General features: G+C 26.1%; 14 protein-coding genes. 5 read left to right on the plus strand and 9 right to left on the minus strand.

Annotation, left to right across the window (positions count from 1 at the left end):
• Positions 1 to 26: 26 nt before the first annotated feature.
• The 3 genes from KQ876_RS04210 to KQ876_RS00085 form a co-directional block, all read right to left on the minus strand.
• Positions 27 to 2,477, minus strand: coding sequence for an APC family permease (locus tag KQ876_RS04210; RefSeq protein WP_216489727.1), 2,451 nt, complete (start codon positions 2,475 to 2,477; stop codon positions 27 to 29).
• A gap of 161 nt (positions 2,478 to 2,638) precedes the next feature.
• Positions 2,639 to 4,000: a phosphopyruvate hydratase gene (gene eno, locus KQ876_RS00080; protein WP_205852104.1), complete on the minus strand. Its 1,362-nt coding sequence runs from the start codon at positions 3,998 to 4,000 to the stop codon at positions 2,639 to 2,641.
• A 187-nt stretch (positions 4,001 to 4,187) separates the two neighbouring features.
• Positions 4,188 to 5,504, minus strand: a complete 1,317-nt coding sequence (locus KQ876_RS00085; RefSeq protein WP_216489729.1) for a PD-(D/E)XK nuclease family protein — start codon at positions 5,502 to 5,504, stop codon at positions 4,188 to 4,190.
• A 149-nt stretch (positions 5,505 to 5,653) separates the two neighbouring features.
• On the opposite strand from KQ876_RS00085, the gene KQ876_RS00090 reads away from it, so the two are divergent.
• Positions 5,654 to 6,148 carry a hypothetical protein gene (locus tag KQ876_RS00090; protein ID WP_216489731.1) on the plus strand — a complete coding sequence of 165 codons (495 nt, stop codon included), beginning with the start codon at positions 5,654 to 5,656 and terminating at the stop codon, positions 6,146 to 6,148.
• A gap of 103 nt (positions 6,149 to 6,251) precedes the next feature.
• On the opposite strand, the gene KQ876_RS00095 is transcribed toward KQ876_RS00090, so the two are convergent.
• Both KQ876_RS00095 and KQ876_RS04215 read right to left on the minus strand, forming a co-directional pair.
• On the minus strand, positions 6,252 to 6,656 hold the full coding sequence (locus KQ876_RS00095; RefSeq protein ID WP_216489733.1) for a hypothetical protein: 405 nt from the start codon (positions 6,654 to 6,656) through the stop codon (positions 6,252 to 6,254).
• A gap of 108 nt (positions 6,657 to 6,764) precedes the next feature.
• On the minus strand, positions 6,765 to 9,851 hold the full coding sequence (locus KQ876_RS04215; RefSeq protein ID WP_216489735.1) for a S41 family peptidase: 3,087 nt from the start codon (positions 9,849 to 9,851) through the stop codon (positions 6,765 to 6,767).
• Positions 9,852 to 10,148: 297 nt separating this feature from the next.
• Here KQ876_RS04215 and rpsL point away from each other — a divergent pair, with 297 nt between their 5' ends.
• From rpsL to fusA, 3 genes are read left to right on the plus strand one after another with little or no spacing between them, the layout of a single operon-like run.
• Complete coding sequence (gene rpsL, locus KQ876_RS00105; RefSeq protein ID WP_174893086.1) at positions 10,149 to 10,562, plus strand: 30S ribosomal protein S12; 414 nt, start codon at positions 10,149 to 10,151, stop codon at positions 10,560 to 10,562.
• Between the two features lie 39 nt (positions 10,563 to 10,601).
• Positions 10,602 to 11,072 carry a 30S ribosomal protein S7 gene (gene rpsG / locus KQ876_RS00110; protein ID WP_174893085.1) on the plus strand — a complete coding sequence of 157 codons (471 nt, stop codon included), beginning with the start codon at positions 10,602 to 10,604 and terminating at the stop codon, positions 11,070 to 11,072.
• Positions 11,073 to 11,095: 23 nt separating this feature from the next.
• Positions 11,096 to 13,186, plus strand: a complete 2,091-nt coding sequence (fusA, locus tag KQ876_RS00115) for an elongation factor G (protein ID WP_205852099.1) — start codon at positions 11,096 to 11,098, stop codon at positions 13,184 to 13,186.
• Positions 13,187 to 13,608: 422 nt separating this feature from the next.
• On the opposite strand, the gene KQ876_RS00120 is transcribed toward fusA, so the two are convergent.
• Positions 13,609 to 19,269, minus strand: a complete 5,661-nt coding sequence (locus tag KQ876_RS00120) for an MGA_1079 family surface serine endopeptidase (RefSeq protein WP_216489737.1) — start codon at positions 19,267 to 19,269, stop codon at positions 13,609 to 13,611.
• A 338-nt stretch (positions 19,270 to 19,607) separates the two neighbouring features.
• On the opposite strand from KQ876_RS00120, the gene KQ876_RS00125 reads away from it, so the two are divergent.
• Entirely contained in the window at positions 19,608 to 22,145 is a 2,538-nt protein-coding gene (locus KQ876_RS00125) for a hypothetical protein (RefSeq protein ID WP_216489739.1), read from the plus strand.
• A 757-nt stretch (positions 22,146 to 22,902) separates the two neighbouring features.
• On the opposite strand, the gene KQ876_RS00130 is transcribed toward KQ876_RS00125, so the two are convergent.
• The 3 genes from KQ876_RS00130 to KQ876_RS00140 are packed head-to-tail and all read right to left on the minus strand — an operon-like array spanning position 22,903 to position 25,955.
• On the minus strand, positions 22,903 to 24,282 hold the full coding sequence (locus KQ876_RS00130; RefSeq protein WP_216489741.1) for a M17 family metallopeptidase: 1,380 nt from the start codon (positions 24,280 to 24,282) through the stop codon (positions 22,903 to 22,905).
• 58 nt (positions 24,283 to 24,340) lie between these two features.
• A complete protein-coding gene (locus tag KQ876_RS00135) occupies positions 24,341 to 25,711 on the minus strand; it encodes a M17 family metallopeptidase (RefSeq protein ID WP_216489742.1) in 1,371 nt (456 codons plus the stop codon).
• Positions 25,704 to 25,955, minus strand: coding sequence for a YigZ family protein (locus KQ876_RS00140; RefSeq protein ID WP_374978435.1), 252 nt, complete (start codon positions 25,953 to 25,955; stop codon positions 25,704 to 25,706). The genes KQ876_RS00135 and KQ876_RS00140 overlap by 8 nt, the downstream gene beginning before the upstream one ends.
• Positions 25,956 to 25,959: the final 4 nt, after the last annotated feature.

Below are 25,959 nucleotides of genomic sequence, written 5' to 3' on the forward strand. Positions count from 1 at the left end.
CTACATAATTTAGTAGTTATGATTTTTTATATTATAGAAGATTCTTTTAGGAAGATATCTTTAGTAATTTTCGCTTTATATTCTTTAAAGTTTTCTACATCGTTTAAAAGATTAGTAATTTTTTGTTCGATTTCAGGGATTATTATATTAATTAAATTGTATGCTGCTGGAATATTATTATCTTTTTCGTATTCTTTAACTTTTGCTTTGTGTTCTGAAATTAAATTGTAATTACTAATTAAATCTCTAATTTTTTGTTTTTCACTATCAAAAAGTTCGGTTTTTTCAAGTATTAATGTTTCAATTTGATCTATCTTAGAATCAACTTCTTTAACGTTAGAGTTCTTTTTATCTTTTAAAATAGCATACTTTTCGTATTCAAGTTTTATTTTTTGTTCATATAATTCTTTTAAGTTTTTTTCTCATTGAGAATTTTGTGAATTTAAGTATGCGGCAGCAGTATCTATTTTATTTAAAACATCACTTATATACATGTTTTGTTCGATATAATTTTTAATCAATTGGTCAACGTCATTATCGTTTATCAATTCTTGTTTTGCTAAAATTTTATTTTTTGCATATAAAGTTATCATTATTTTTTGTTCAGTACTTAAGTCGTCAATAGAAGAATCAATAAATAAATCGTTATAATCCTTTAGTTTAGTTTCATCACTTAAAGATGCAATAATTTTTATATTGGTTTGATTTTTTACTCTATGTAATAGCGGTATGATTTTGTTATTTTCAAATAAATCAATATTTTCTATAAAAATTATTAAATCAGAATTTAAGTTTGCTTTATTATAAAATAGTTTATATAAAATTTTTGTTATTTTAGATTCTTTTGTGAAAAGAAGTTTTTCAGTATTAAGTTTATAAACATTTTTTGTAGGTAATTCATTTTCTTTATTGTTAAAATTAATTACTTGTGCTAAAGTTCTTATAATTAGATCTCTAAACGATTCGCTTTGTTTAGTTAATAATATAAATTTATTTTGAGTTTTAAATGAATTTATGAAGAGTTTCTCAACAATTTCTTTAATTCCATTTTTTTCCAATTCTTCTAAAGTAGTTTTTTTAGATTCAAATATTTTGGAATAATTTTTAGCGTATCTGTTTAATGGGTTAAATGATTTAATAATTTTGTATAAAGCTCAAATCACAAAACCTAACACCATAAATCCTATATAGCTTAAAATTACTATTAATTGAGAAGGATCATATTTTTCATTTAATATAGGCGGTAATAACGTTACTAAAATGACTATACCAATAAGGATTATGGTTAATATGTAAAATAATTTTTCTCAATTTGGTATTTTAAATTCTTTCCGTTTGAACGAAATAACTAATATTGATAAAATAGCAATTAAATATAGTACAAAGAAAACTAAATTACCAGCATTTAAAACAGCACCAAAGGAATTAGAAATGCCAAGTGCTTGTGGAATTATTGTAAGTAAAATCATCGCAAAAATGCTTATTGCGGTAACAAATTTAATTGCATTTTTATGTTGACCATTTTTTGCCACTTTAGCTAGTGAACTTGGTAAGAATCCATCTAAGGCAAGTGGGACAACGGCTTTAGCATAGTAAACCATTGAGAAAATTGTTGAAGTTATTTGTTTAAATAATAAACCTACTGTAAATAAAATAATACCTGTTAAACCTAATGTATTTCTCATTATTAAAGCCACATAATCATCTTGACCAGATGAATTAATTGTAGGTATAAATGAAAATAATAAGAAAAATATTAGATAGATAAATATTACAAATCCAAAAAGATATAATAATATTTTTTGGAAATTTTTAGTTTTAACACTAGTTGATAATCCGGCTAATCCTTCAATTCCGCCGTAAGCGTATATAAAGCTAAGAATTGAACTTATGATTGTAAAAGGAGTAATTGTTTCTAGTGTAGAATTTTCTTTTTTAAAAAGATGTATTTCAGGACTTGAAGCAACTAAATATACTATTACACCTAAAATTAGTATAAAAACTATTCACTTAACAATAGCACTTCATAAAACTACTTTTTTAGAAACGTTTAAGCTAAATGCAGAAACAATTGTTAATGCTATAAAAAATAGCAACGAACCTAATTGCAATAGTATTTTATAATCTTGATTATTAACAAATAATCCGACTAGAGTTGAGAAAAATAATGGTGTTGTCGCTGAAAAAAGAGGAGCTTGCATAAATTGATTTCAACCATTTAAAAATCAAAACCATTTACTTTTTGGAAAAGCTTCTTTTGCGTATACATATGATCCACCAATTTTATTACCAAAATATTGTGTACCTCTCGCAAAGGCTAGCATGATACCAGCGGCAATTAAAGAAGTAATGGCAAAAATTAGTAAACTATAGTTTCCGGTTTTTATAACGCTTTGAATAGTTGCTATGAAACCAAAACCAACTATAAAGTTTATACCGTAAAAAATGAAGCTTTTTTCACTAAATTTTTTATTCATTTTTCCTTTCGTTGTTTGTTATTTATTAAATATATTTTTTACTTTAAAAATTCTACACATTTTTATTAAAAAGATGAATAAAAAGTGTTTTTTTAAGCAAAAAACACGTTTTTTAGTAAAAAATAAAAAATTACGCGAATAAACGCGTAATTTTAAACTTATTATTTGTTGATGTTGTAGAATGATTTAGCACCATCAAATTTTGATGCTGTTCCTAATTCTTCTTCAATTGCTAATAAACGATTGTATTTTGCAATTCTATCTGTTCTTGACATAGAACCTGTTTTAATTTGTCCTGTATTCATAGCAACTGCAATGTCAGCAATTGTAGAATCTTCTGTTTCACCTGAACGGTGTGATACAACAGCAGTCATGTTTGCTTTTTGAGCCATTTGAATCGCTTCGAATGTTTCTGTTAATGAACCAATTTGGTTTACTTTAATTAAGATTGAGTTCATTGATTTTTCTTCGATAGCACGTTTTAAAATTTCTGTATTTGTAACTGTTAGGTCATCACCAACGATTTGTACTTTGTTTCCTAATTCAGCTGTTAATTTTTTGAATCCAGCTCAATCAGCTTCTGCTAAACCATCTTCGATTGAAATAATTGGGTATTTAGCAACAAGTGATTCTAAGTATGAAATCATTTCGTCTGTTGTGTATTCTAATTTAACATTAGTTAAGTTTTCAAATCCAGGTTGTTTTGATTCGATAGCAGCTTTTAATTTACCAAATGTATAAACACCATTTTCGTATAATTCTGAAGATGCACAGTCCATTGCGATAGCAACAGCTTTTTCTCCTGATGTTGCAGGTGTATATCCAGCTTCTTTAATAGCTTCAACTAAGAAGTCAAGAGCTTCTTCGTGTGATTTAAAGTTTGGAGCAAATCCACCTTCATCACCAACTTGAACTCCGTGTCCGTTCTTTTTAAGTAATTTAGCTAAGTTATGGAAAACGTGGTTAGCCATTTGTAATGATTCTCTTAATGATTTTGCACCAACTGGCATAATCATGAATTCTTGGAAATCAAGTGTGTTTGATGCGTGTTCTCCACCATTAATAACATTTAACATTGGTAAAGGTAATAAGTGAGCATTAAATCCACCTAAATATTTGTATAATGGTAAGTCTAATTCGTTTGCAGCAGCTCTAGCTGTAGCTAAAGAAACACCTAAGATAGCATTTGCACCTAATTTAGATTTTGTAGGTGTACCATCTAATTTAATCATTGTTTGGTCAACTAAACGTTGATCAGTAACTTCTAACCCTTCAATAACTGGTGCAATATCGTTGTTAACGTGATCAACAGCTAACATAACACCTTTTCCGCCAAATCAGTTTGATTCGTATTTTGAACCTTTATCTCTTAATTCTAAAGCTTCTCTAGAACCTGTTGAAGCACCTGATGGAACCATTGCTGAACCGTATCCACCTAATTCTGTGTAAACTTCAACTTGAACTGTTGGGTTACCACGTGAGTCTAATACTTCACGTGCGTGAATTTTTGAAATTTTTGACATTTTTTCTCCTATTTTATTAATTAAAATTCAATATATATTATTAAATATATGTAATATATTTTAAATTATAGCACTTTTTTATTATTGATATACATATTAATGTTTTATTGGTTTAAAGTAAGCTTCCAAGGACTTTAAAATAGATTAAAAAACAAATAACCAAGATTGAAATTTAACTAAATTGTAACTATTTGTCTATATTTTCTTTATTTTTAATTTCTAAAATTCTCTTATTAAAAATTCGTTCAATTTTTTCTTCAAGTAAATTATCGATTCTATTAGATTGTTTTTTAATACTTTGTATAAAACTTTCTAACATTGCTTTGTTATAATAATCTAGTTTAAAATTGTAAGAGTCATAAAAGTCTTTTAAACATTCTAGTAGACTGCTATACTTAATTTGTTTTCATTCATTATCTTCATCGCTTAGTTTAATTGTTCTATAATCTGGAGATAAAACAAAAAGGTGTTTTTTATCAACATTATTTACTTTTTTCGAAATTCATTCTTTAACTTTATCGTTATATCCTTGTAATTGAGTTTTTTCATCTTGGTATTCTGATATATCTGCCCTTATTTTGTTTTCAATTATTATTAAATCACTTGTATCATTTTTAGCAATTTGAATTGATATATCTGTTCTTTTTCATTCCCTTTTAATCATAATATTATTAAAATCTAAATTTTCATCTCGGATATTCAAAACGTTTTTTATAAAATTTTTAGTTAATTCAGGATATTTATTTAAAAAGTAATAGATTAAGTTTGAATACGATAATTCATCGTACTCTTTTCCGATTATCTCTAAAAAATTCAATTTTTCATTTTCGTTGTTAATTATTTTTGGAATAAAAACATCTATTTTATCACCTCAAAGGTTATCATCATTTATTATTTTCTTTAATTCGTTGTAAGCATATTGTTTTTCTTCGTCATCTTCTTTAAAGAAAAATCTCGGAGATCGTCCTATTATTTTTCTATTAGCTATTTTATATATATTTTCATCTTTGTATTTGTCGTCATTAATATTTTTGTTTGTTAATATGTAAAAATCTTTTTTTGGTTTAACAACTTCATCTGCTATAAATGTTATATAAACGTTATTATCCGTATCTTCATCTTTGAACTTATTTTTATTAAAAATTTCATTTAAAAGAACTCCACCATAACTTATTCCTTGTTCTTTAATCATTTTTTTCTGTTGATTAGTAATTGTTGCTTTATTCTCGTTGTTTATATTATCTCCAAATATTTTTAACCCAACAGCTCTACCTATTACTTTATACAAGTTATTACCACTATATTTCACTAAAATCATTTTTGTATCATAACTTTGATGCTTAACATCTAATGTACCACTAGAAGATAAATATATGTAGTTTTTACCATTGTCGGATTTATATAAATTTATAATTTCATGACCTACATTATCATATTTGCTTATATATGTACCACTATACATCTTGTTAATTATTATTTGGTTTAATCTTTTTTGTTCATTCATACTTAAAATTTTATCATTTATTGATTATATAAAATAAGTTCATGTATTAAAAAGTTATCGAAATTAACTGAAAAAAATAACTGCATTTTTTACTTATTTTCTAAAAAGTTATAAAATTACTTAAAAATAAACCTAAAAAAGGAGTTTTTATGATTTTTACAACATATAATGAATTAAAAGAAAATAAATATGATATCAACTCTTGATCTGTAGACGTTATTTCTGTCTACGACGCTTTAAGAAAAATTTTGAAAAAATATATTGATAAAACTTATCAAGATTATGAACAATTAACTCAAAGTTTTTATACAAGAAATGATAGATTTTTAAAAGTGTCTCACGACTTCTCTTTTTATTTAATGAAATACTTAGCTAATAATAATGCTTCAAGTCAAAAAGATAATATTAATAAAGTGTTAGTTGAAAATAAGAAATTATTTTCAACTACTAACGACGAAAACTTAAGAGATAAAGTTTTAACTTTATCTAAACAAATTTTTAGAATTACACATTTAGATGGATCAACTAAAGATATTTTATTATTAGTTGATTTATTAAATATTGTAGATAATTCAAAGATAGAAATAATAGAAAAGTTAGATTTTAATTTTCACCCATTTAATGGGTGTGATATGCCTTCTTAGTTTCATTGTAATATAACATATAACAAAACCTCCGAATTTGATCTGAATTCGGAGGTTTTGTGTATTTAAAATTTATTTTTTATTCTTCAATAATTGTTATTTCTTATTTTTGATCTTTTTCTTTATTTACATAAGTTTTAATTATAGGTGTTGCCTTAATTAAAAAATAAGTAGCGGCAAAAACGTAAACCGGTGGGTTAAAAATACCTATTATAAGTGCTGTTTTGATACCGCTTAATTCAATCATTTTAGGGCTTATAAAATATATTTGTAGAATAATAATAACTAAGTAAGCTATCAAAAATAAAATACCAAATATTACAACGAAAGTTATTCAAGCTTCTGAACTTGTACCAGAAAATCCGTTTAAGCTGGCAGCAATGTTTAAAATTGCCCCTACAAAAAAACTTAAAATAGGAATAATTACTAATGTAGTTATCATTAAATTTTTAGATATTACTAAGTTTTTTAAGTCTTTTTTTGAATAATTTTTATTTTTATCAAACATAATTTCTCTCCTTTAATATATAAACATTATACATTATTTTGTTCTTTAACATTTGGATGTCATGCAATAAATAAGCATCATAAACTAATTGTTACGATGCTTATTTTTTTATTTTTCATTAAATTTAATTGTTAATGGTTTTGAAAGTAATGATTCATTTAAATTTGTAAGCATAATAGTTAATTCAAGCGTATTATCATCTTTTGCTCTTAAAAAGAGTCCGTAACTATTTTCAACTTGATCTACTCATTGATTTTCATTTATATTTAATTTATCTAGCATTAATTTTATTTTTTGTTTAACACTTAATAGTCTTTCTTGTAACGCATTATTATCATCGCGCTCAACATTTCTACGTCCAAACTGAAAGTCATTTATAAAAGAATAAATATCGTTTTCATTATCGACAATATTTAAATTATTTTTTGATATTTCGTCAAATCTAGTGTCAATTAAATTTTTTTGTTCTTCAAGATTTTTTTGGCTAAAACCTCAATTTCTTTTTTCTATTTCTAAAGCAATGTTTGGCAATTCTGAATTAGGATTATTATCGTTTTTATTTGTTAATAACTTATCAATATATTTTAAATCATAAAAATCTTTATAGTCTATTTTTATTTGTGGAATTACTGGTTCCTCAACATCTGTTAAATCGTCTATATTATTTATTTCTTGGTTATTATTCTTATTAGAAAATGAACCATTAACTGATGACATATATAGTGTAGTTCCGTCTGGTAATGAAGTAGGTAAAACAGAAAAAGCACCACCTCCTGAATTATTACCGATTATAGTTGCTAAATTGTTGTCTTTTGCTATGTGAGCCATAATGTTCGCAGCAGAGAATGTACTATTAGATGTTAGAATATAAAACTTAAAATCATCTTGGAAACTATCGTTATCAGAAAAATCGTTATTTTCGTTATTATCAACATTATAGTAGTTAACAATTACAGAATTATCGTTCATATTAATTTGGTAATCGTAAATAGGTTTATTGGTTAAGAAACTTAGTGCTTTAAATAGTGAAATTGTTTCTCCACCACCATTAGTTGTTAAATCAATTACTATATTTTTAATTTTTTCATTTTCACTTTTTTGAGAATTGTCTTTTTTTATTCGACTAAGTTTATCTTTATAAAATTGGAATGTGCTATTTAGAATTAAATCAGGATTTTCTCTAAAGTCAAAATTATATGTTGTTAGAAATGCGGTATTATTTTCTACTTTTAAATCATTAAATTTCTCCTTATTTTGTAATTCTAAATATTTGGATTTTTGCTCATATAAAAATATAGTGCTCAATAGGGAGTTATTTAAGTTTACATTTTGCATTCCATAATTACTTATTTTGTCTAAATTACCATCATTGTTTTGAAAATTTCCATTATAGAATGAAAAGTTTCTTACTACTGTGTGTCTATCTGATAAATTATTTTGTAACACATCAACATAACCATAATTATTTTTATTTACATCTGTAGATAAAATTAATTGTTTTTGATATTCGCTTATTGTACTTTCTCATTTTTTGTCTTTGAATTTCTTATCTTTCAATCCATAAAAATTATTCATTAAAAATTTTAGTGTATTAAAGTTATAATCTCTGTCTTTTTTGTCTTGACTTGAACTGATATAAGATATTTTATTTAATTTATCTTGTTGTTTTTGATAAATAGTGTTAAACCCGACTATATTATCGTTGCTTAAATATAAATTATAATAATTCGGATTCGCAAAAAGTATATTAAAAATTGGTAAAGGCATCAAAATATCATTATTTGTATTTATAAATTTAAAGTTAGCATCGGCTAAAGAATATTCAACTCATTCTTTACCTTTAAATATTTTGTTGCTTTTATAAATATCTAAATGAATGTTAGAATCTAGAGAATCATTATCTTTTACAAAATTTCAAAAATTAGCACTAGTAGCTGAAAAAATATTTTTTCCTAAATCTATTCTTATTTTTTCATTATTAGGCAAAGTATATTCAATAATTTTATCTTCTTTTTTAATAACGCTTAGTCCATTATTTTTGAAAAGTCCATCAAGGTTAAAAATCATATCTAACAACCCAACATAAATAACTTTTTCGTTTTTCTCATTATATGTTGATATATTTTTTGTCGAAAAGTTATAACCTTCAAAGTAATTTATGAACGATTCACTTTTATAATCTAAATTAAGATTTTCTGCATTTTTCTTTTGTTCATCATTAATTTTTACCTTTTCATCATTAACTAGTTTTTCTAATAGCTTTATTTTATCGTTAAAGTCAGAACTCGATTTGTTCGTAATTTCATTAAATTTATTTTTCACATTCTCAAAGGAATTTACAGATGTATTTTTTAAATAATTTAATAACGCTTCTGCATGTTCTTTTGCGATCGCGTATCTATAAAGGGTTGAGTTTTCAGCTTTTATTTTATTAATTCTTTTCTTATTTTTTAATATATACTCTGTTTTTAAATTATATAATTGTTTATTTTTTTCTTTTATAGCTTGTAAACTATTATTTTCATTAGAAATAAAATTTTTATTTTCATTTATTTTAGAATTTAAGTCATTTAATTTCAGTTCATTATTATTTTCATATTTATCATTATTTTCTTTAATAATATTGCTTAATTGTTCTAAATCCAAAATTAATTGGATATTATTTGATTTTTGATTTAAAATCTCAAACAATGAGTTATATTTGTTTATTTCTACTTGAATTTCTTCGTCCAACAAACTTTCTTTTTCAAGTGTTTTATTTATGTTGTCTATAGTATTTTCTATATCGTTTTTTAAAATATTAAATTTTTCGCCGTTGTTTTCGTATTTCAAAATTTCATTTTCGAATTTTCTTTTGATGTCTTTTAAGGTTAAAAATTTATCTTTTTGTTCTTTTGTTTTAGGATTAGTATTATTATTTTGTTCGATGTTAGCTTGATTGTTTTTGTTTGGCTCTGAATCAATATTTTCGTTATTTTGAGATTTTTTATCGTTAGATTCTGTCTCATCTTTTTGATTAGTAATATTATCTTTTGCTAATTTTTCTTTTTTATCATCGCTCGGTAGTTCGTTAATTTTATTTTTTTCAGTATCTTGCTTTGGAGTTTCATACTTATTGCTAGTGCATGATGTTATAGCAATTAATGGTAAATGACTAATTAAAGCTCCTAAAATAAATTTATATTTTTTATTCATATTTTCCTTCAATTCACTTTTTTGATTTAAAACTGCTAAATTATAATAAATTTTTATTTTTTTAGTATCTTATGTTTAATTTTTATTTAAGATAAGTTATCTTTTAAAAGAAAAAAGTTAATTTTAATTAAATTTAATTTATTAAAAATAATTTAAAAATAACTTTTAAGCCTACAATATAGTCATAAAAAAAATAAAAATATGATACACACGGCTATGTTGTTTGGTATAATAATTAAGCTATATTTTATAGTTGAACAAATTACATTAAATTATATTAAAGAAAGGAAGCAGAAAATGCCAACAACAAATCAATTAGTTTCAAGTGGTCGTAGTTCTAAAATTAAAAAGCAAAATGCTCCTGCATTAAGCTTAAGCTACAACTCACTTATTAAAAAATCTAAAAAAATGGCTTCACCATTTAAACGTGGTGTATGTACTCGTGTTGCAACAATGACACCTAAAAAACCTAACTCAGCTTTACGTAAATATGCTCGTGTTAAGTTATCAAATACAATGGAAGTTACAGCATACATTCCAGGAGAAGGACACAACTTACAAGAACACTCTGTTGTTTTAATTCGTGGTGGTCGTGTTAAAGATTTACCTGGGGTTAGATACCACATCGTTCGTGGAACACAAGATGCTGCCGGAGTTGCTAAACGTAACCAAGGTCGTAGTTTATACGGAACAAAAAAAGCTAAAAAATAAGCATAATTAATTAAATTTATAAATATTAAGGAGGACTTTATGTCAAGAAAAAAATCAGCACCTATCCGTGAAGTACTTGCAGATCCAGTTTTTAACTCAGTAGTAGTTACAAAGTTAATTAATCAAATTATGCTTGACGGAAAAAAATCAATAGCTCAAGATATCTTATATTCAGCTTTTGAAATTATTAAAAAGAAAACAGAAAAAGAACCAATGGAAGTGTTTTTAGCAGCAGTTGAAAACATTACTCCTCAATTAGAAATTCGTACAAGAAGAATCGGTGGAACAAACTACCAAGTTCCTACTGAAGTTCCTACACGTAGAAAACAAACATTAGCACTTAGATGATTAGTGCAATATGCTAGACTTAGAAATGAAAAAACAATGGATGTTCGTTTAGCAAATGAAATCATCGATGCATCAAACAAAACAGGTGGAGCTATTAAAAAACGTGAAGATACACACAAAATGGCTGAAGCTAACCGTGCATTTGCACACTTTAGATGATAGTGTAAACTTTACTTTTAAATAATATGGCTAGAGATTACGAATTAAGTAAATACCGTAATATCGGTATTATGGCTCACATTGATGCAGGAAAAACAACAACAACAGAAAGAATTTTATACCACACAGGTAAAATTCACAAAATTGGTGAAACACATGATGGTGGTTCACAAATGGACTGAATGGACCAAGAAAAAGAACGTGGTATTACAATTACATCAGCTGCTACAACAGCATTTTGAAAAGGACACAGAGTAAATATTATCGATACTCCAGGTCACGTTGACTTCACAGTTGAAGTTGAACGTTCATTACGTGTATTAGATGGTGCGGTTGCCGTACTTGATGCACAATCAGGGGTTGAACCTCAAACAGAAACAGTTTGAAGACAAGCAACAAACTATAAAGTTCCACGTATTGTTTACGTTAACAAAATGGATAAAGCCGGAGCAGATTTTGCAGCTTCAGTAGCGTCAGTTAAACAACGTTTAGGTGGAAACGCAGTTGCTATTCAATGACCAATTGGTGCAGAAGCACACTTTAAAGGAATTATCGACCTTGTTACACGTCAAGCATTTACATACAACGGTGAACAAGCAGAAGAAGAATTCCCAACAGAAATTCCAGAAGAATTAAAAGACATAGTTGAAATTAAACGTCAAGAATTATTAGAAGCAGCTTCAGCATTTGATGAAGAATTAATGATGAAAGTTCTTGAAGGTGAAGAAGTTACAATCGATGAATTTAAATCAGCAATTAGAAAAGCTACATTAAGTTCAGAATTCTTCCCAGTAGTTTTAGGAACATCATTCAAAAACAAAGGTGTTAAAAAAATGATCGATGCTGTTATTGATTATTTACCTTCACCTACAGATATCCCGGCTATTAAAGCTCATTACGAAGATCAAGAAGTTAGTGTTGAAGCTAAAGATGAAGGTGATTTCGCAGCTTTAGCATTCAAAGTTATGAACGACCCATTCGTTGGTTCACTTACATTCTTCCGTGTGTACCGTGGAGTATTAAACAAAGGAAGTTATGTATTTAACTCAACAAAGGGACAAAAAGAACGTATTGGTCGTATTCTTCAAATGCACGCAAATAGCCGTGTTGAAATCGATGAATGTCGTGCAGGAGATATTGCTGCTGCTGTTGGTCTTAAATATACAACAACAGGTGATACATTAGTAGATGAAAAAGCTACAAAAATAGTTCTTGAAAAAATGGTTTTCCCAGAACCGGTTATTTCTCAAGCTCTTGAACCAGAATCAAAAGCAGCTACAGAAAAATTATCATTAGGACTTCAAAAATTAGCAGCAGAAGACCCTACATTTAGAACATATACAGACGAAGAAACAGGACAAACAATTATCGCTGGTATGGGTGAACTTCACTTAGACATTATTGTTGACCGTCTAAAACGTGAATTTGGTGTACAAGCTAAAGTTGGTGCTCCACAAGTTTCATACCGTGAAACTATTACAAAATCAGCTGACGTTGAAGGAAAACACATCAAACAATCTGGTGGTAAAGGACAATACGGACACGTATGAATTAAATTCGAACCAAACCCAGATGGTGGATTTGAATTCGTTGATAAAATCGTTGGTGGTAAAATTCCTAAAGAATACATTAAGTCAATTCAAAAAGGACTTGAAGAAAAAATGGCTGTTGGTATTTTAGCTGGTTACCCAATGATCGATATGAGAGCTACATTATTTGATGGATCATACCATGATGTCGACTCTTCTGAAATGGCTTATAAAATAGCAGCTTCTAAAGCTCTTACAAAAGCTAAAGATCAAATTGGTACAGTACTATTAGAACCAATTATGGACGTTTCAGTTGTTGTTCCTTCTGACCACATGGGAGATGTTATCGGTGATTTATCACGTCGTAGAGGTCTTGTTAACGATCAAGAACAAAGATCGGATGGTGCAGTTGTTGTTAAAGCAGCAGTTCCTCTTTCAGAAATGTTCGGTTACTCAACAGAACTTAGATCTATGACAAGTGGACGTGGAACATACCAAATGCAATTTGATCACTATGAAAAAACTCCAAAAAGTATTTCAGATGAAATAATTAAAAGAAGAAATATTCAAAATAAAGACGAAGATTAATAATTAAAAATCAAGCCTACTAAATAGGTTTGATTTTTTAATTCATTTTTAACAACGATATATTTATCATTTTTTGGTGATACACCAAATATTAATCATTGATAGACATTTTTTATATATTTTAAAAATAGTGTTTTTAATAAAATACTTATTTATTCAACAACTCTAATCGTAATATAATAATCCAAATAAGTTAAGAGAAGATAATTTAATCAACGTCGGTTTAAGAATACTTAATTCACATAACCTAAAAGAAAATATTAAGAAATTTTAGCGAAAATGAAGTAAATTAATTAAGTATTTATAATCGAATAAAAACCCATATTGATTTTATCGATATGGGTTTTGTGACAAATTTGGCTCACCTAACTTATCATAATATGTAACTATGATGTTTTTAATATTTGATTATTTTTTGTAAATTATTCATCTACATCTTCTTCTTTGTAATCATTTTTGAAGAATCATGGAGTACTGAACTTATACGGATGTTTCAAGTTTTCTCTTATAATTTGACTTGCAAAAGAATTAGAGTTGTTAATTTCAAATGGATTTTCACCTTTAAAGTTCATTCCCATATAATTTAATGTCTTAGTTGCGAATGTAGGACCTGATGATTCAACGGCGTGTCAACCTTGACTTCAAGTTGCTACGTATGTATCGTTATCAAGATACATACTTGTTCCAGAACCACCTGATCCTAAGTATATTGGCGGTTTGTAATCGCCGTCTAATTTAATATTTACAAAATCAATTTTTTTGCTTCAATTATTTCCTTCTCCGCCTCTAAAATAAACAGGCCTTCTGTTAATAACTCCTGACATATTACCGCTTGGGAATCCTAAAATCGTTGTATTTTGATTTGAAACAACTTTATTCGATCTTGCTATTAATGGATGAATATCGAACTTTACGTTATTCATTTTATTATTTATATAATCAAGTTTATAAACAATGTTCATGTCACCTTGTCGTTTAGCCTTTTTATACGCTTCTGTAAAATCACCAATAAATACTGTTAAGTCCACTGTAATTTTTTCATTTGAATTATTATTATCTATTTGTTCAACACCGGATCATATAACGGTAGTAGGTATATTCTTTTTATCCATATGTGCATAAAGAACATCATAATAATCGTTAATGTCATTTTTTCTATGTTTAGGAGCTAACAATAAATTAAAGTTTTCTTCATATTTTGTGTTATCTTTGTTTATATCGTTAAAGTTTTTGATTCTACCACCACCAATAACGTGTCTATTTGTGATTAAATAATATCTATAGTCATTAGGATCGTTATTTACTTTACCGATTATAGATGTTGATCCAAAATAACCAGGACCTATAAATTGAACTGATCTCATTCAAGTATCTTTAGCTTGTTTTCAATCATCATGTTTATTTCAGTTTAGTGTGTCCACATTGGTTTGGTATCCATTATGAAATTTGAATCATACATTTTGGTTTGGTCAATATTCTGATTCGTTAAGAAATTTAGAATCATTGCTAAATAAAATTGGTTGATTATTATCAGTATAAAATACATCGTTATAGTCAAATCTATTTGAATTAACTTCAAATAATTCATCTTGTAAATTGTTTGTGTATTCAATACTTACTTTGGCAGCTGATGGCATTACTACTATTGCGTGATTTGGGTCAAATAGTTGATTTTCTTCAAATTTATAGTCTTCAGGAGAACCGACAACAACTTTTTGACTTCTATCTTTTGTTTGGATTACTACTTTTATACCTTTTTCTTCTTCTCAAATGAAGAATATATCATACACATAATTTTTATTATTAATTTTTGTGTAATGCGGCTCAGTTTTCTCTATTTTTATTATTTTATTTTCTTTTAGTTGGTTTCAATCTATAGTATATGTATATGTATTATCTGTAAATCAACCCCCATCACCTCAAACCCTTGAATTTTTCTCTCTATCATTGCTTAACAACCCTGCATATATTGTAAAAATAAGTTTAGCGCTAGAAACATTTTTTCTTAACAAAGTTTTTTCTATATATTTTTTATCTAAATATCAATATGCATTATTTTCGTTTTTATCTTCTTTCCAAAGAAGGTCTCTTCAAAATGGTTCAATTTGTCTTTTTCTTTTAACTTTATCATGCGAAATATAAATTGTGCTCAAAGGACCTTGTTCGAATTGAGGAGTTTTAATTTGTTTTAAATCAGTTTCAATAAAATCTTTAAATCCTATAACTCTATACCAACTTTTACCTTTTATTTCTTTATTTTGATTATTAAGTATATTTTTGGAATTAATTTTTAATTTAATATACAACTCATTATTTTCAAGTTTTTGTACTTCATCTATTTTTATATCTGACGCTTTAATTCTAAAGTTATTATAATAAATATAACCATCACTTTCTTCTGTTTTTATTGTAAAGGAATTTCTTAATTCATCTTTGTGGTTTTTGAAGTACTCAGCATTATTAGATTTTAAAATTTCTTTATTAAATACTAAATCGTCAAGAGATATATTATTTACAATCACTTCAGGATATATAGCTTGCTCATAGTCGTTTACCAAATTAATTAATTCATATTCTTTGTCATTGGTAAATCTTATATTACTATTTTGTTTATTAATTCAACCAATTTTGAATTTCAATCCTCTTCTACCTACTAATTTAAAGTCGTAAAAGTAATAAAAGTAATTATTAATTAAAGGATTTATATCCATTTCAAATCTAGTTATATTTTCTTTATTAATTTTATCTTTTTCGCTTAAAGGAATATAATCTAATTCATCTTTAATAGTTCCATTAGATTCTATTGTATGTCTACCATTATTGTCATCTCAAAAAGTATTAGATATTTTAAAGAAATAGTTAAATTTATTGAAAGCTTTTTGTTCTATAAAATTAATAGGATTTAAAGTACGGTAGTTTGTAATTACCCCTGGTCCATAACTCACATGACCTTGTGCTAGTCTTCAATGAATTACAGATTCATTCATTTGATTTATTAAATTAAGAATATTAGTATCGGTTATCTGTGTGTATTTTTGATCATTAAAGTCTGAAGAAGTAAAATATTCACCTTTTGGTTTTATGTTTTCATAATTTAAAAACATAAAATTGTTTATTGTAAATTTGTTGTTAATACCATTTTCAGGTTTGGGCGCTTCAACTCCATTTTCTGTATATCATAATTTTAAATCTGCTCTTCTTCTGAAATCATCAACATTTTCAACTGACTCAATATAAATTTGGTATTTTCCAAATTTAGGAAGATTATAAAATTCGTTAAACTTTTCTATTGCTTGTGAAGCTAAAAAATCAGTATGATTTCATCTATTTGTAGGGTCTTTTAGAGTAATATTAGTAAATAATTTTTCAATGTTGTTTGAATTGATTATTTCTAATATTTTATTTTTATTATTTTCATCTCAGTATTCTTCGAGTGTTGTTTTTCTTGGTACAAAATGTTTAATTGCTGATAAATTTATTGATTTTAAAATTTGGTTATTATATAAAACGTCAACATTCCCATTTAAAATATTGTTATTGATATTTATATTAGAAATTTTGTATTTAAAAAAATTATTCAGTTCAAATTTAGAATTTTCGAATATTTTACTTCTTTGATTATTATTTAAGTTATTAAATTCATCTAATGTATATGAGTTAAGTAAATCATAATTAATATTAAATAAAGAATCTAATTCGTTAAATGTTATCGCATCAAGTTGGTCTTTTATACCTCGTTCATATGTTCTAGATTTTTCAAATGTTATAGAAAAATTATCTACACCTTTTATTTTTGCTTCAACCACAACTGTTAGTATTTCTAAGTTATCTCCAGAAACTTTTAAATCCTTAATTATGTAATTAAATTTATCGTTATCAAAATGATCGAAGAAAAGAGAAGCGTTTTCTAAATTAAATGAACCAGAACTTTTTAGTGAATCCAAATTATATTTTGATTCTTCTTCAAAATTATTAAGATTGAATTTAGAAACTGTCATTTCTTCTAAAAGTTGATGTGCTGTTTTTGAAGTGTTGTCTTGTTCGTTTTCAATTTGGATTAATTCATTAATCACCGATTTTAATTTATCTAAATTTAAATTTTCGCTTGTAAAATCATATTGTTTAAGTTGATTTGTAAAAAATTTTCTATGTTTGTTTTTAAACATATAGAAATCCAATTCTTTTTTGCCTAAAATTTGTTTATTTTTTATTTTAAGTTCGAAAGATTGAATTTTATTCAATAAATTTAATATTGAATTGTTTAATTGATCAAAATAAATTTCTTGAGCACCTAATTGATCAATAGTTTTAATTAATTTGACTCTAAATATTATGTCATTTTTTATTTCGTTAATAATTTCAAAACTTTTTATTTTCTCAATTAATAAGTTTGTTTTTTCTTCAAATTTATTTTCGTATTTATTTAATTCTTGTTTTATATTATTAATTTCAAAATTCACTACTGAAGAGTTAACTTCATTTAATAGAGTATTTTTAATTTCGCTTGAAATTTTATTACTATCGGTTATGGATTTAATAAGAGTTTGTTTGTTTTCTGTAAAGCCATCTTCTAATGATTGTAAATTATTATGTTGAATATATTCTTTAATTTCTGTAATCAAGTCACTTATAGCTAATGAGCTTATGTTTTCTTTTAATAAAATTAAAGATTCGTTAAGTTTATTTTCGAAGTCAAATGATGATAGTTCGTAATATTTATTTATATTATTTGCAATTTCAATATTAAAATCATTTTCTAATAGTTTATTTACTAGATTTTCTTTAATTTCTTGATTATTATATGCAATTTGTTTTTTTGAAAAATATATATCTCTTATTATGGAATTTTTTAAATTATATTCATCGATTGAATTTAAATATTCTTCCATTTTATTATTTTGAGAAATTATGTAAATATTTCTAGATTCTGCAAGTTTTTTTCATTCGATAATTTTTTCTTCTAAATAATCATTAAGTTTTGTTATATCGATTATTTTTGCTTCTACTATTTTATTTATTTCATTAGTTAAATTAATAAATTTGCTTTCGTTTGTGAAACTAATATTTATTCCTTCTAAAGCTTTTGCTTGTTTAAATTCGAAATAATCATTTAATTTTAAAATTACTTTAAAAATGTTATTATTAAATATTTCATAATTTGTAATTTCAAATCGGTTGTAGTTCTCTAATATTTTATTTTTAAATTCTATAACATTCTTATTTTTAAAATTTGAAAGTGTATTTGATAATATTTCTTTATATTCATTAACCTTTTGTTCTTTATTTAAAATTGATGTTAAAAGTTCGTTTAATTTATCTATTTTTGTAATATTTTTTATGTTGATATCATTGTAACTAAAGTTTTCTTTATTTATTAAGTTATTTAAAAATGTTCATAACTCATTTATTTCATAACTATTCTTAATAGTATTTATATTAGAAATTTTATTGTATAAGTTAATTGAATTATTAATAGAACTTAAAAAATTAATAATTTTAGTATTTAAATCGATATTCTTATTACTATTTATTAAAACGTCATACTCTGATAATATATTTCCTTTAAAGTTAGAAAATTTTGGATTAACAAAATGAGAAAATGACTGTTTCAATTCCTTTAGGTTTTTTATTAAATTATTATTTAATTCAGAAATGAAGATTGACAAATTATCTAATTTTTCTGAAAAATCTTTAAATTCTAAATTATCATATTTGATAATTTTTTTATATTTTTCTTCAAATTTATTTAAAATGTAATATTTTTCATCGTTATTTAAATTATTTGAATTTTTAAATAATGTATTTAATTTATAAAATATTATAACAATATCGTTATTTAGTTTTTCATAATATTTTACGTTTGAGTATTTTGGGTAACTGTCTAAAATATTTGTCTTAAAACTATCTAAAACATCACTATCATTATTTTGAATTTTTAATTTTAATTCTTTTTTATATTTTTGTTTATTTTGTTCGATATTGTTTTTATTTATGTGAAATAATGCACCTATTGTTGTAGCCGTAATAATTGAAAAAGTAGTTAAAGATAATGCAGTTATAATTATTTTTTTCTTTTTTATCATATATTATTTTCCTTTTATTGCTATATTCAAATTTTTATTTATAAATTTTATTTTTTATTTAATTATTTGCTATTCTATTACATAGCACTTTTTTAACTTTTGAAAGAATAAGTGTTTTATATTTAATTATAAACCATTTTAATTTTAATTTTATTAATTAAATACTAAATTCAATTATAAAATTATCACTAAGAAAAAACGTTATTTTAAGCTGATTTTTAGATATTTTATTTACTTTTTATTATATTTGGTGTTTAATTTATTAAGTTGCGAAGCGACTTATATTTTAAATAACAAAATAACAAAATTAATTTTTTTATATATAAAGGACATTAAAAATGAAATTAAAAAGAAGTTTAATACTTTTAACGATTGCCGGAGTAACTGCTGCAGTTGCAATTCCGGTGTCTATTTTAGCTGCTAATAAAGTTAAAAAAGATAATGATAAAAAAAATATTGACGAAAGTTCATCATCTAATGATAGGTTAGATAAATTAGATAACAAAGACACATCTACAAACGGCGGTTTATCAAAAGAAGGAGAACACACAGAAACTCCAGTAGATGGTAATACTCCAAAAGAAGGAGAACACGCAGAAACTCCAGCAGATGGTAGTGCTTCAACAGAAGGAGAACACACAGAATCTCCAGCAGATGGTAATACTCCAAAAGAAGGAGAACACGCAGAAACTCCAGCAGATGGTAATACTCCAAAAGAAGGAGAACACGCAGAAACTCCAGCAGATGGTAATACTCCAAAAGAAGGAGAACACGCAGAAACTCCAGCAGATGGTAGTGCTTCAACAGAAGGAGAACACACAGAAACTCCAGCAGATGGTAATACTCCAAAAGAAGGAGAACACACAGAAACTCCAGCAGATGGTAGTGCTTCAACAGAAGGAGAACACACAGAATCTCCAGCAGATGGTAATACTCCAAAAGAAGGAGAACACACAGAAACTCCAGTAGATGGTAATACTCCAAAAGAAGGAGAACACGCAGAAACTCCAGCAGATGGTAGTGCTTCAACAGAAGGAGAACACACAGAATCTCCAGCAGATGGTAATACTCCAAAAGAAGGAGAACACGCAGAAACTCCAGCAGATGGTAGTGCTTCAACAGAAGGAGAACACACAGAAACTCCAGAAGATGGTGATGTAACAGCCGATACAGAACATAAAGATACTACTACAGACGAAATAAATATTGAAAAAATTGACGGTAGAGATGAATACGGGTACTACAAAAATTTAGTATATGATTTTAATGGTAGTGGTTCTGAGAAAGAACTTAAAGGAGTACAAGGAAATTCAACAAGTTTGTTTGATAACAGTTATGCAGGCACAGAATATTATCTTAATAAAAATAACGGTGGTGGTGATATTGCTGTTGGTGCAACATTGACAATTTCGTTACCTAGCAAAAAACTTATTTCTAAGGTATTAGTAAAACAAGGAAAAAATAATAATGATGTGTTGAGTAAATTTGACATTCAATATTTAAATTCTGATGGTACTTGAACTAATTTTAATAAAAATGAAGGAACAAATAAAAAATTACAATTGTTTGTTAATGAACCTGTGGAAACTAATAAAGTTAGAATTATAAATAAAGCTCACTCTAGTTTTTGATTAAGAATGGATACATTTAAAGTCGGATACGAAAATGATAATTTAGATGATAATGGGTACTATCTCGGATTAGCTCATGACCAAAATCCTGAAAATCCTGAAAAAGAAGTACAAGTACCATATGATTCTCATCCGTATGCTCATGCACTTGATTTTTATAACGATACATATTTACATGCTTGAAAAGGTGGCAATGATGAATCTACTAAGCATAAAATTGTGGAAAATGCAACATTTACTGTATCATTACCAAAAAAACAACCTATCACAAAAGTATTTCTAGAACAAGGTTTATCAAACCCAAATGATATTTTAAGTAATTTCGAAATACAATATAAAGATCAATCAGGTGTCTGAGTTCCTTTCAGTGAACAGAAAGGTAATAACACAAAAACTCAAACTTTTGTAAATCATAGTGGTGTAATAACTGATAAAATAAGAATTTTAAATAAAACACAAACAGATCATTGATTTGAACTAGATTCTTTTAAAGTAGGATATGATAAAAATCAAGTAGTTTCATTCGAAAATGCAAGCAATTTTATAAATGCAACTTTCACAAAAGGTAATTTAACTTGAAATAAAAATGAAAATCCTACATTACAAGACTCAAATGTTAATTTTAATGTTACTAATGGTTTAGAAAATAGAATTACTAATATTACACTTACAGGTACTGAAGTTGCAAATAATCAAATATTTGCTAAGTATTCATTTAAATTTGATAATCAAGATGGTGAAGGAAAATACTTAGTTGCTACAAAAGCAGATTTTAGAAATTGAAATGATAAATTTGTAATTACAAGAGTAGAAAATTATGAAGCTGGAGCAACTAAATTTAGAGTTTTAATTAAAGACCCAAGTATAACATATGAAAATGTAGGTGACTTTAAATTTTTACCATATGATCGTAATGGAAATTATAGTTCATTGGGTTATGTTGTAAATGCAAATAAACGAAAAATAAGCGAAAAGGAATTTTATATTCTTTTATTAGATTCTCAGCCTTATAACAACGGTAATGATCATACACCATATAGGGGTAAAGTAGCATATTTTAGTGAATTGGAAAACGATCTACCAATAAGATTTGAATTTTCAGATGATATTATAAGTATTGATAAAAAGACAGGAGAATATACTTATTCAGATTCTCTTAATACTAGTCTTAAAAAAGATATTTTTATTCCAAGCAGTGATACATCAGTAATAGCATTTGGTAGTTATTTAGAATTTAGAGATTAATAAAATTAAATAGTATGAAACTATTAAAAAATGTAACAAAACGAAATATCAAGTGTAAAAGTTTTGCGCTTGGTATTTTTATTATATTTCGATGGATTTAATTCAAAATTGAAAAACAAAATTTTGTCTCTTAGATTAGATGTAAATTTATTATTGACAAGAAATAAATTTAGAATTATTTGTTAGACCTCAATTTTAATTTTTTGTCTTTAAAAATAAATATTTTTAAAGATTTTTTTATTTTAAAATTTCCATTATAATATTTTTTATTTCAAAAAAATTTCCAATAAAAAACTAAACTTATAGTGTAAAATAAAAACATTTTCAATCTTCTATATTATATGTAAGTTTTTTATTTTTTATTTAAACAATTTTGCTACTTTAAATTATGTGAATATTTTTTACTCTGTAAATTTTTAATATTTTTTAGCTAAAATATTTTTTTAAGTTCAATTTAATTTCGATTTTTATTGATTTAGTGTTTAAATGAAGTTGAAAAAAATGACACATAAGAGTAAAAAAGTATTTTTTAGTTAACTTAAAATCATTAAAATAAATAAAATGTTTATTTAAAAATGTTGTTTTTGGAAATAACATTTTAAAAATTATATTAATGTAATTTTAAATTCGAAGTTAAAGAATTTTTGCTAAAAGAAAAAATATTTTAGATTTAATAAAAATGTGTAATCACTTTAAAAGATTAAAAACAAATAACAAATTAAAAGCTTAAGAATAAATCTCTTAAGCTTTTAATTTGTTATTTATTTGAGTTTAATGCTAGTTGAACTAATGTTTTAACCATAACACCTGTTGGTCTACCACCTATGTCTGCTGTACCAGCCACATCTAGGTGAATATATTCAACACCTTCAGTAAATTCTTTTAAGAACATGGCTGCTGAAGAACTACCAGCTCCTGCACCACTTAAATCAGTATTTTTTAAGTCAGCAACCGGAGAGTTTTTAATTTCTTTTGCATATGCTTCGTCAAGTGGCATTCTTCATACTAATTCATTTTGTACATCTGAAGCATCTTTAAGTTCTTTTCATGCTTGTTCAGATGTTGCTCAAACACCTGTATATGTGCTTCCTAAGGCAACAACTATTGCTCCTGTAAGTGTAGCTACATCAACTAATCTTGTTGCTTTTAAGTTTCTAACAGCATATGTTAAACCATCTGCCATTACTAAACGACCTTCGGCGTCTGTATTGTTAATTTCAACAGTCTTACCATTCATACTTGTTCAAACTGAGTCAGGTAAAGAAGCATCACCGTTTACTCTGTTATCTGTGATAGCCATAACTGCAGCAACATTTGTTTTTGGTTTTAACTGTGCAATAGCTTTTAATGCACTAGCAACAAATGCTGAACCTGACATATCAAATTTCATTCCTAACATTGAACGACCTGGTTTAAGTGAGTAACCACCACTATCGAATGTAATACCTTTACCTACATAAACAGTTTTTTCTTTTGAATCAGGATTTCCATTGTATTCAATAACTACAACTCTAGGTTCGAACATACTTCCACGGTTAACTGAAAGTAATAATCCCATTCCTAATTCTTCAATTTGTGATTTATTTAAAACTGTTACTTTTAAGTTATCGTATTGAGCTAAGTCTTCTTGGACTCTTTTTGCTAATTCTTCAGAATTTAAAATGTTTGGAGGTGTAATTTGTAAGTTTCTTGCAAAGTTAACAGCTTCTAAAAGAATGTTTGATTTGTTTAATTGTTCTAATTCTTTTTCTGTTGCTTTTTCGCTTAATAAGCTTACATTAAATTTATCATCTTTTTTGTTTGTTTTGGCGTTGTAAATTTCTGCTGTTACATAAGAATATGCTTCTGTAAAAGCCTTAACAACTTCTGCTAGACTAACTTTTTCTGTTACGAATGTATCTAAGTTAACTTGTAAATCACGTCCTAAATTTGTAAATAATCCTTTTGCAAAATTATATAATGTAGAAAACTTTAAGTCTTCTTTTTTACCTAAGAAAACAAATGATTTGTTTTCGTTAAAATAATCAGTAACTACTGAATTTTTTTCTATTAATGATTTTGGATATTCTTCGCCTTTAAAAATGGCGCTTAATAATATAGAATCATTTCTTTTATTATCTATTAAATTAATTTTCATAATATTTCCTTTCTAGTATATTAATATATATAGTTTAAATTTTACAACTTTTTTTATATTAATTTTGATATTTTAGTGCAAATTCAACTAATGTTGAAATTAATTCACCTTGAGGTTCTCCACTTCTATCTGCTGTACCCGCTACATCACAATGAATAAAATCAATATCTTTTGTAAATTCTTTTAAGAACATCGCTGCCTGACTTGAATCTGGACGAACAGTTTTTGATCAGTTAGCTAAATCAGCAACTTTAGATCCTTTGTTTCCTTTGTTGTAATCTTCATGAAGTGGCATTCTTCAAACTTTTTCATTAGCTTCTTCAGAAGCAGATTCAAATTTTTCTCATTTTTCATCATTTGTACTTCAAATACCTGTGTAAACGTTACCCAAAGCTGTTAAAATAGATCCGGTTAGTGTTGCTACATCAATAATTGTTGTAGGTTTTAATTTTTCTGCTGCGTAGTAAATTCCATCAGCTAAAACCAAACGACCTTCGGCATCTGTATCAACAACTTCCACTCATTTGCCACTCATTGAACGATAAACATTCTCAGGTAGTGATGCATCTGAGTTGATTCTATTATCTGTGATAGCCATAACAGCAGAAACATTAACCTTTGCTTGTAATTGCGCTAATGTTTTTACTGCATAAGCGCTAATTACAGAACCTGACATGTCGTATTTCATACCATCCATGTAGTAACCTTTTGTATTTACACCACCTGTGTCAAAAGTAATCCCTTTTCCGACTATTGAAATGCTTTCATTGGATTTAGGGTTACCGTTGTATTTGACAACCACAACTCTTGGCTCGTGTGTGCTTCCTTTGTTAACTGATAATAATAAACCCATTCCTAATTCTTCTATTTCTTTTTTAGTTAAAACGTCAATTGTTAAGTTTGGTATACCACTAAAATCTCTTGTAATTTCTGAAGCTAATTGTTCAGAATTCAAAAAGTTTTCAGGCATAATTTGTAAATTTCTAGTTTTTTGAATATTTTCGGCCAATACAAAAAGTTTTTTAGTTAACGATGCAAATTCTTTGTGGCTTTGTTCATCTAAAATTAAGAATAATTTTTCTTTCTCTTCTTTTTCTGTTTCTATTGATTTTTTAAATAATTTTGCTTTTGCAAAATAACTTTTAAGAATAAAAGTTCTTAAAAGTGTTTTCATATCGTACACACTTAAAAAGTCTGATAATAAAATTTCATAACTTCTTTTGTGTGAAGATGCAAAATTTAATGCAAAATCAGCTAAAGCGTCTACTGTTTGGTGTTCTTTATCGAAAAACACATATGAAATTTTGTTTTCTAAATCTTCAGTTAAAACAAAGTTTTTCTTTGTTATGAATTTAGGAAATTCTTTCCCTTCGAATGCAGGTTTTAAAACTTGATTTTTACCTGTGTTTTTTTTGATTAATTTAATCATTTTTTGTCTCCTTTAAATATTTATCTATTGCTTGTGAACTTGATATTCTATATGCTTTAATTAGTCCTCCGGCACCTAGTTTTATGCCACCAAAATATCTAATCACAACAACTAATACATTTGAAATATTTTTTATTCGCATTAGTTCAAACATGGGTCTACCAGCAGTATTTTTAGGTTCTCCATCATCGCTAAAACCACCTGATTCGACACCATCATTATTTATTATATAACTGTAACAAATATGT

This window comes from Mycoplasma sp. CSL7491-lung (assembly GCF_018913965.1).
Classification (GTDB): Bacteria; Bacillota_I; Bacilli_A; order Mycoplasmatales; family Metamycoplasmataceae; genus Mycoplasmopsis.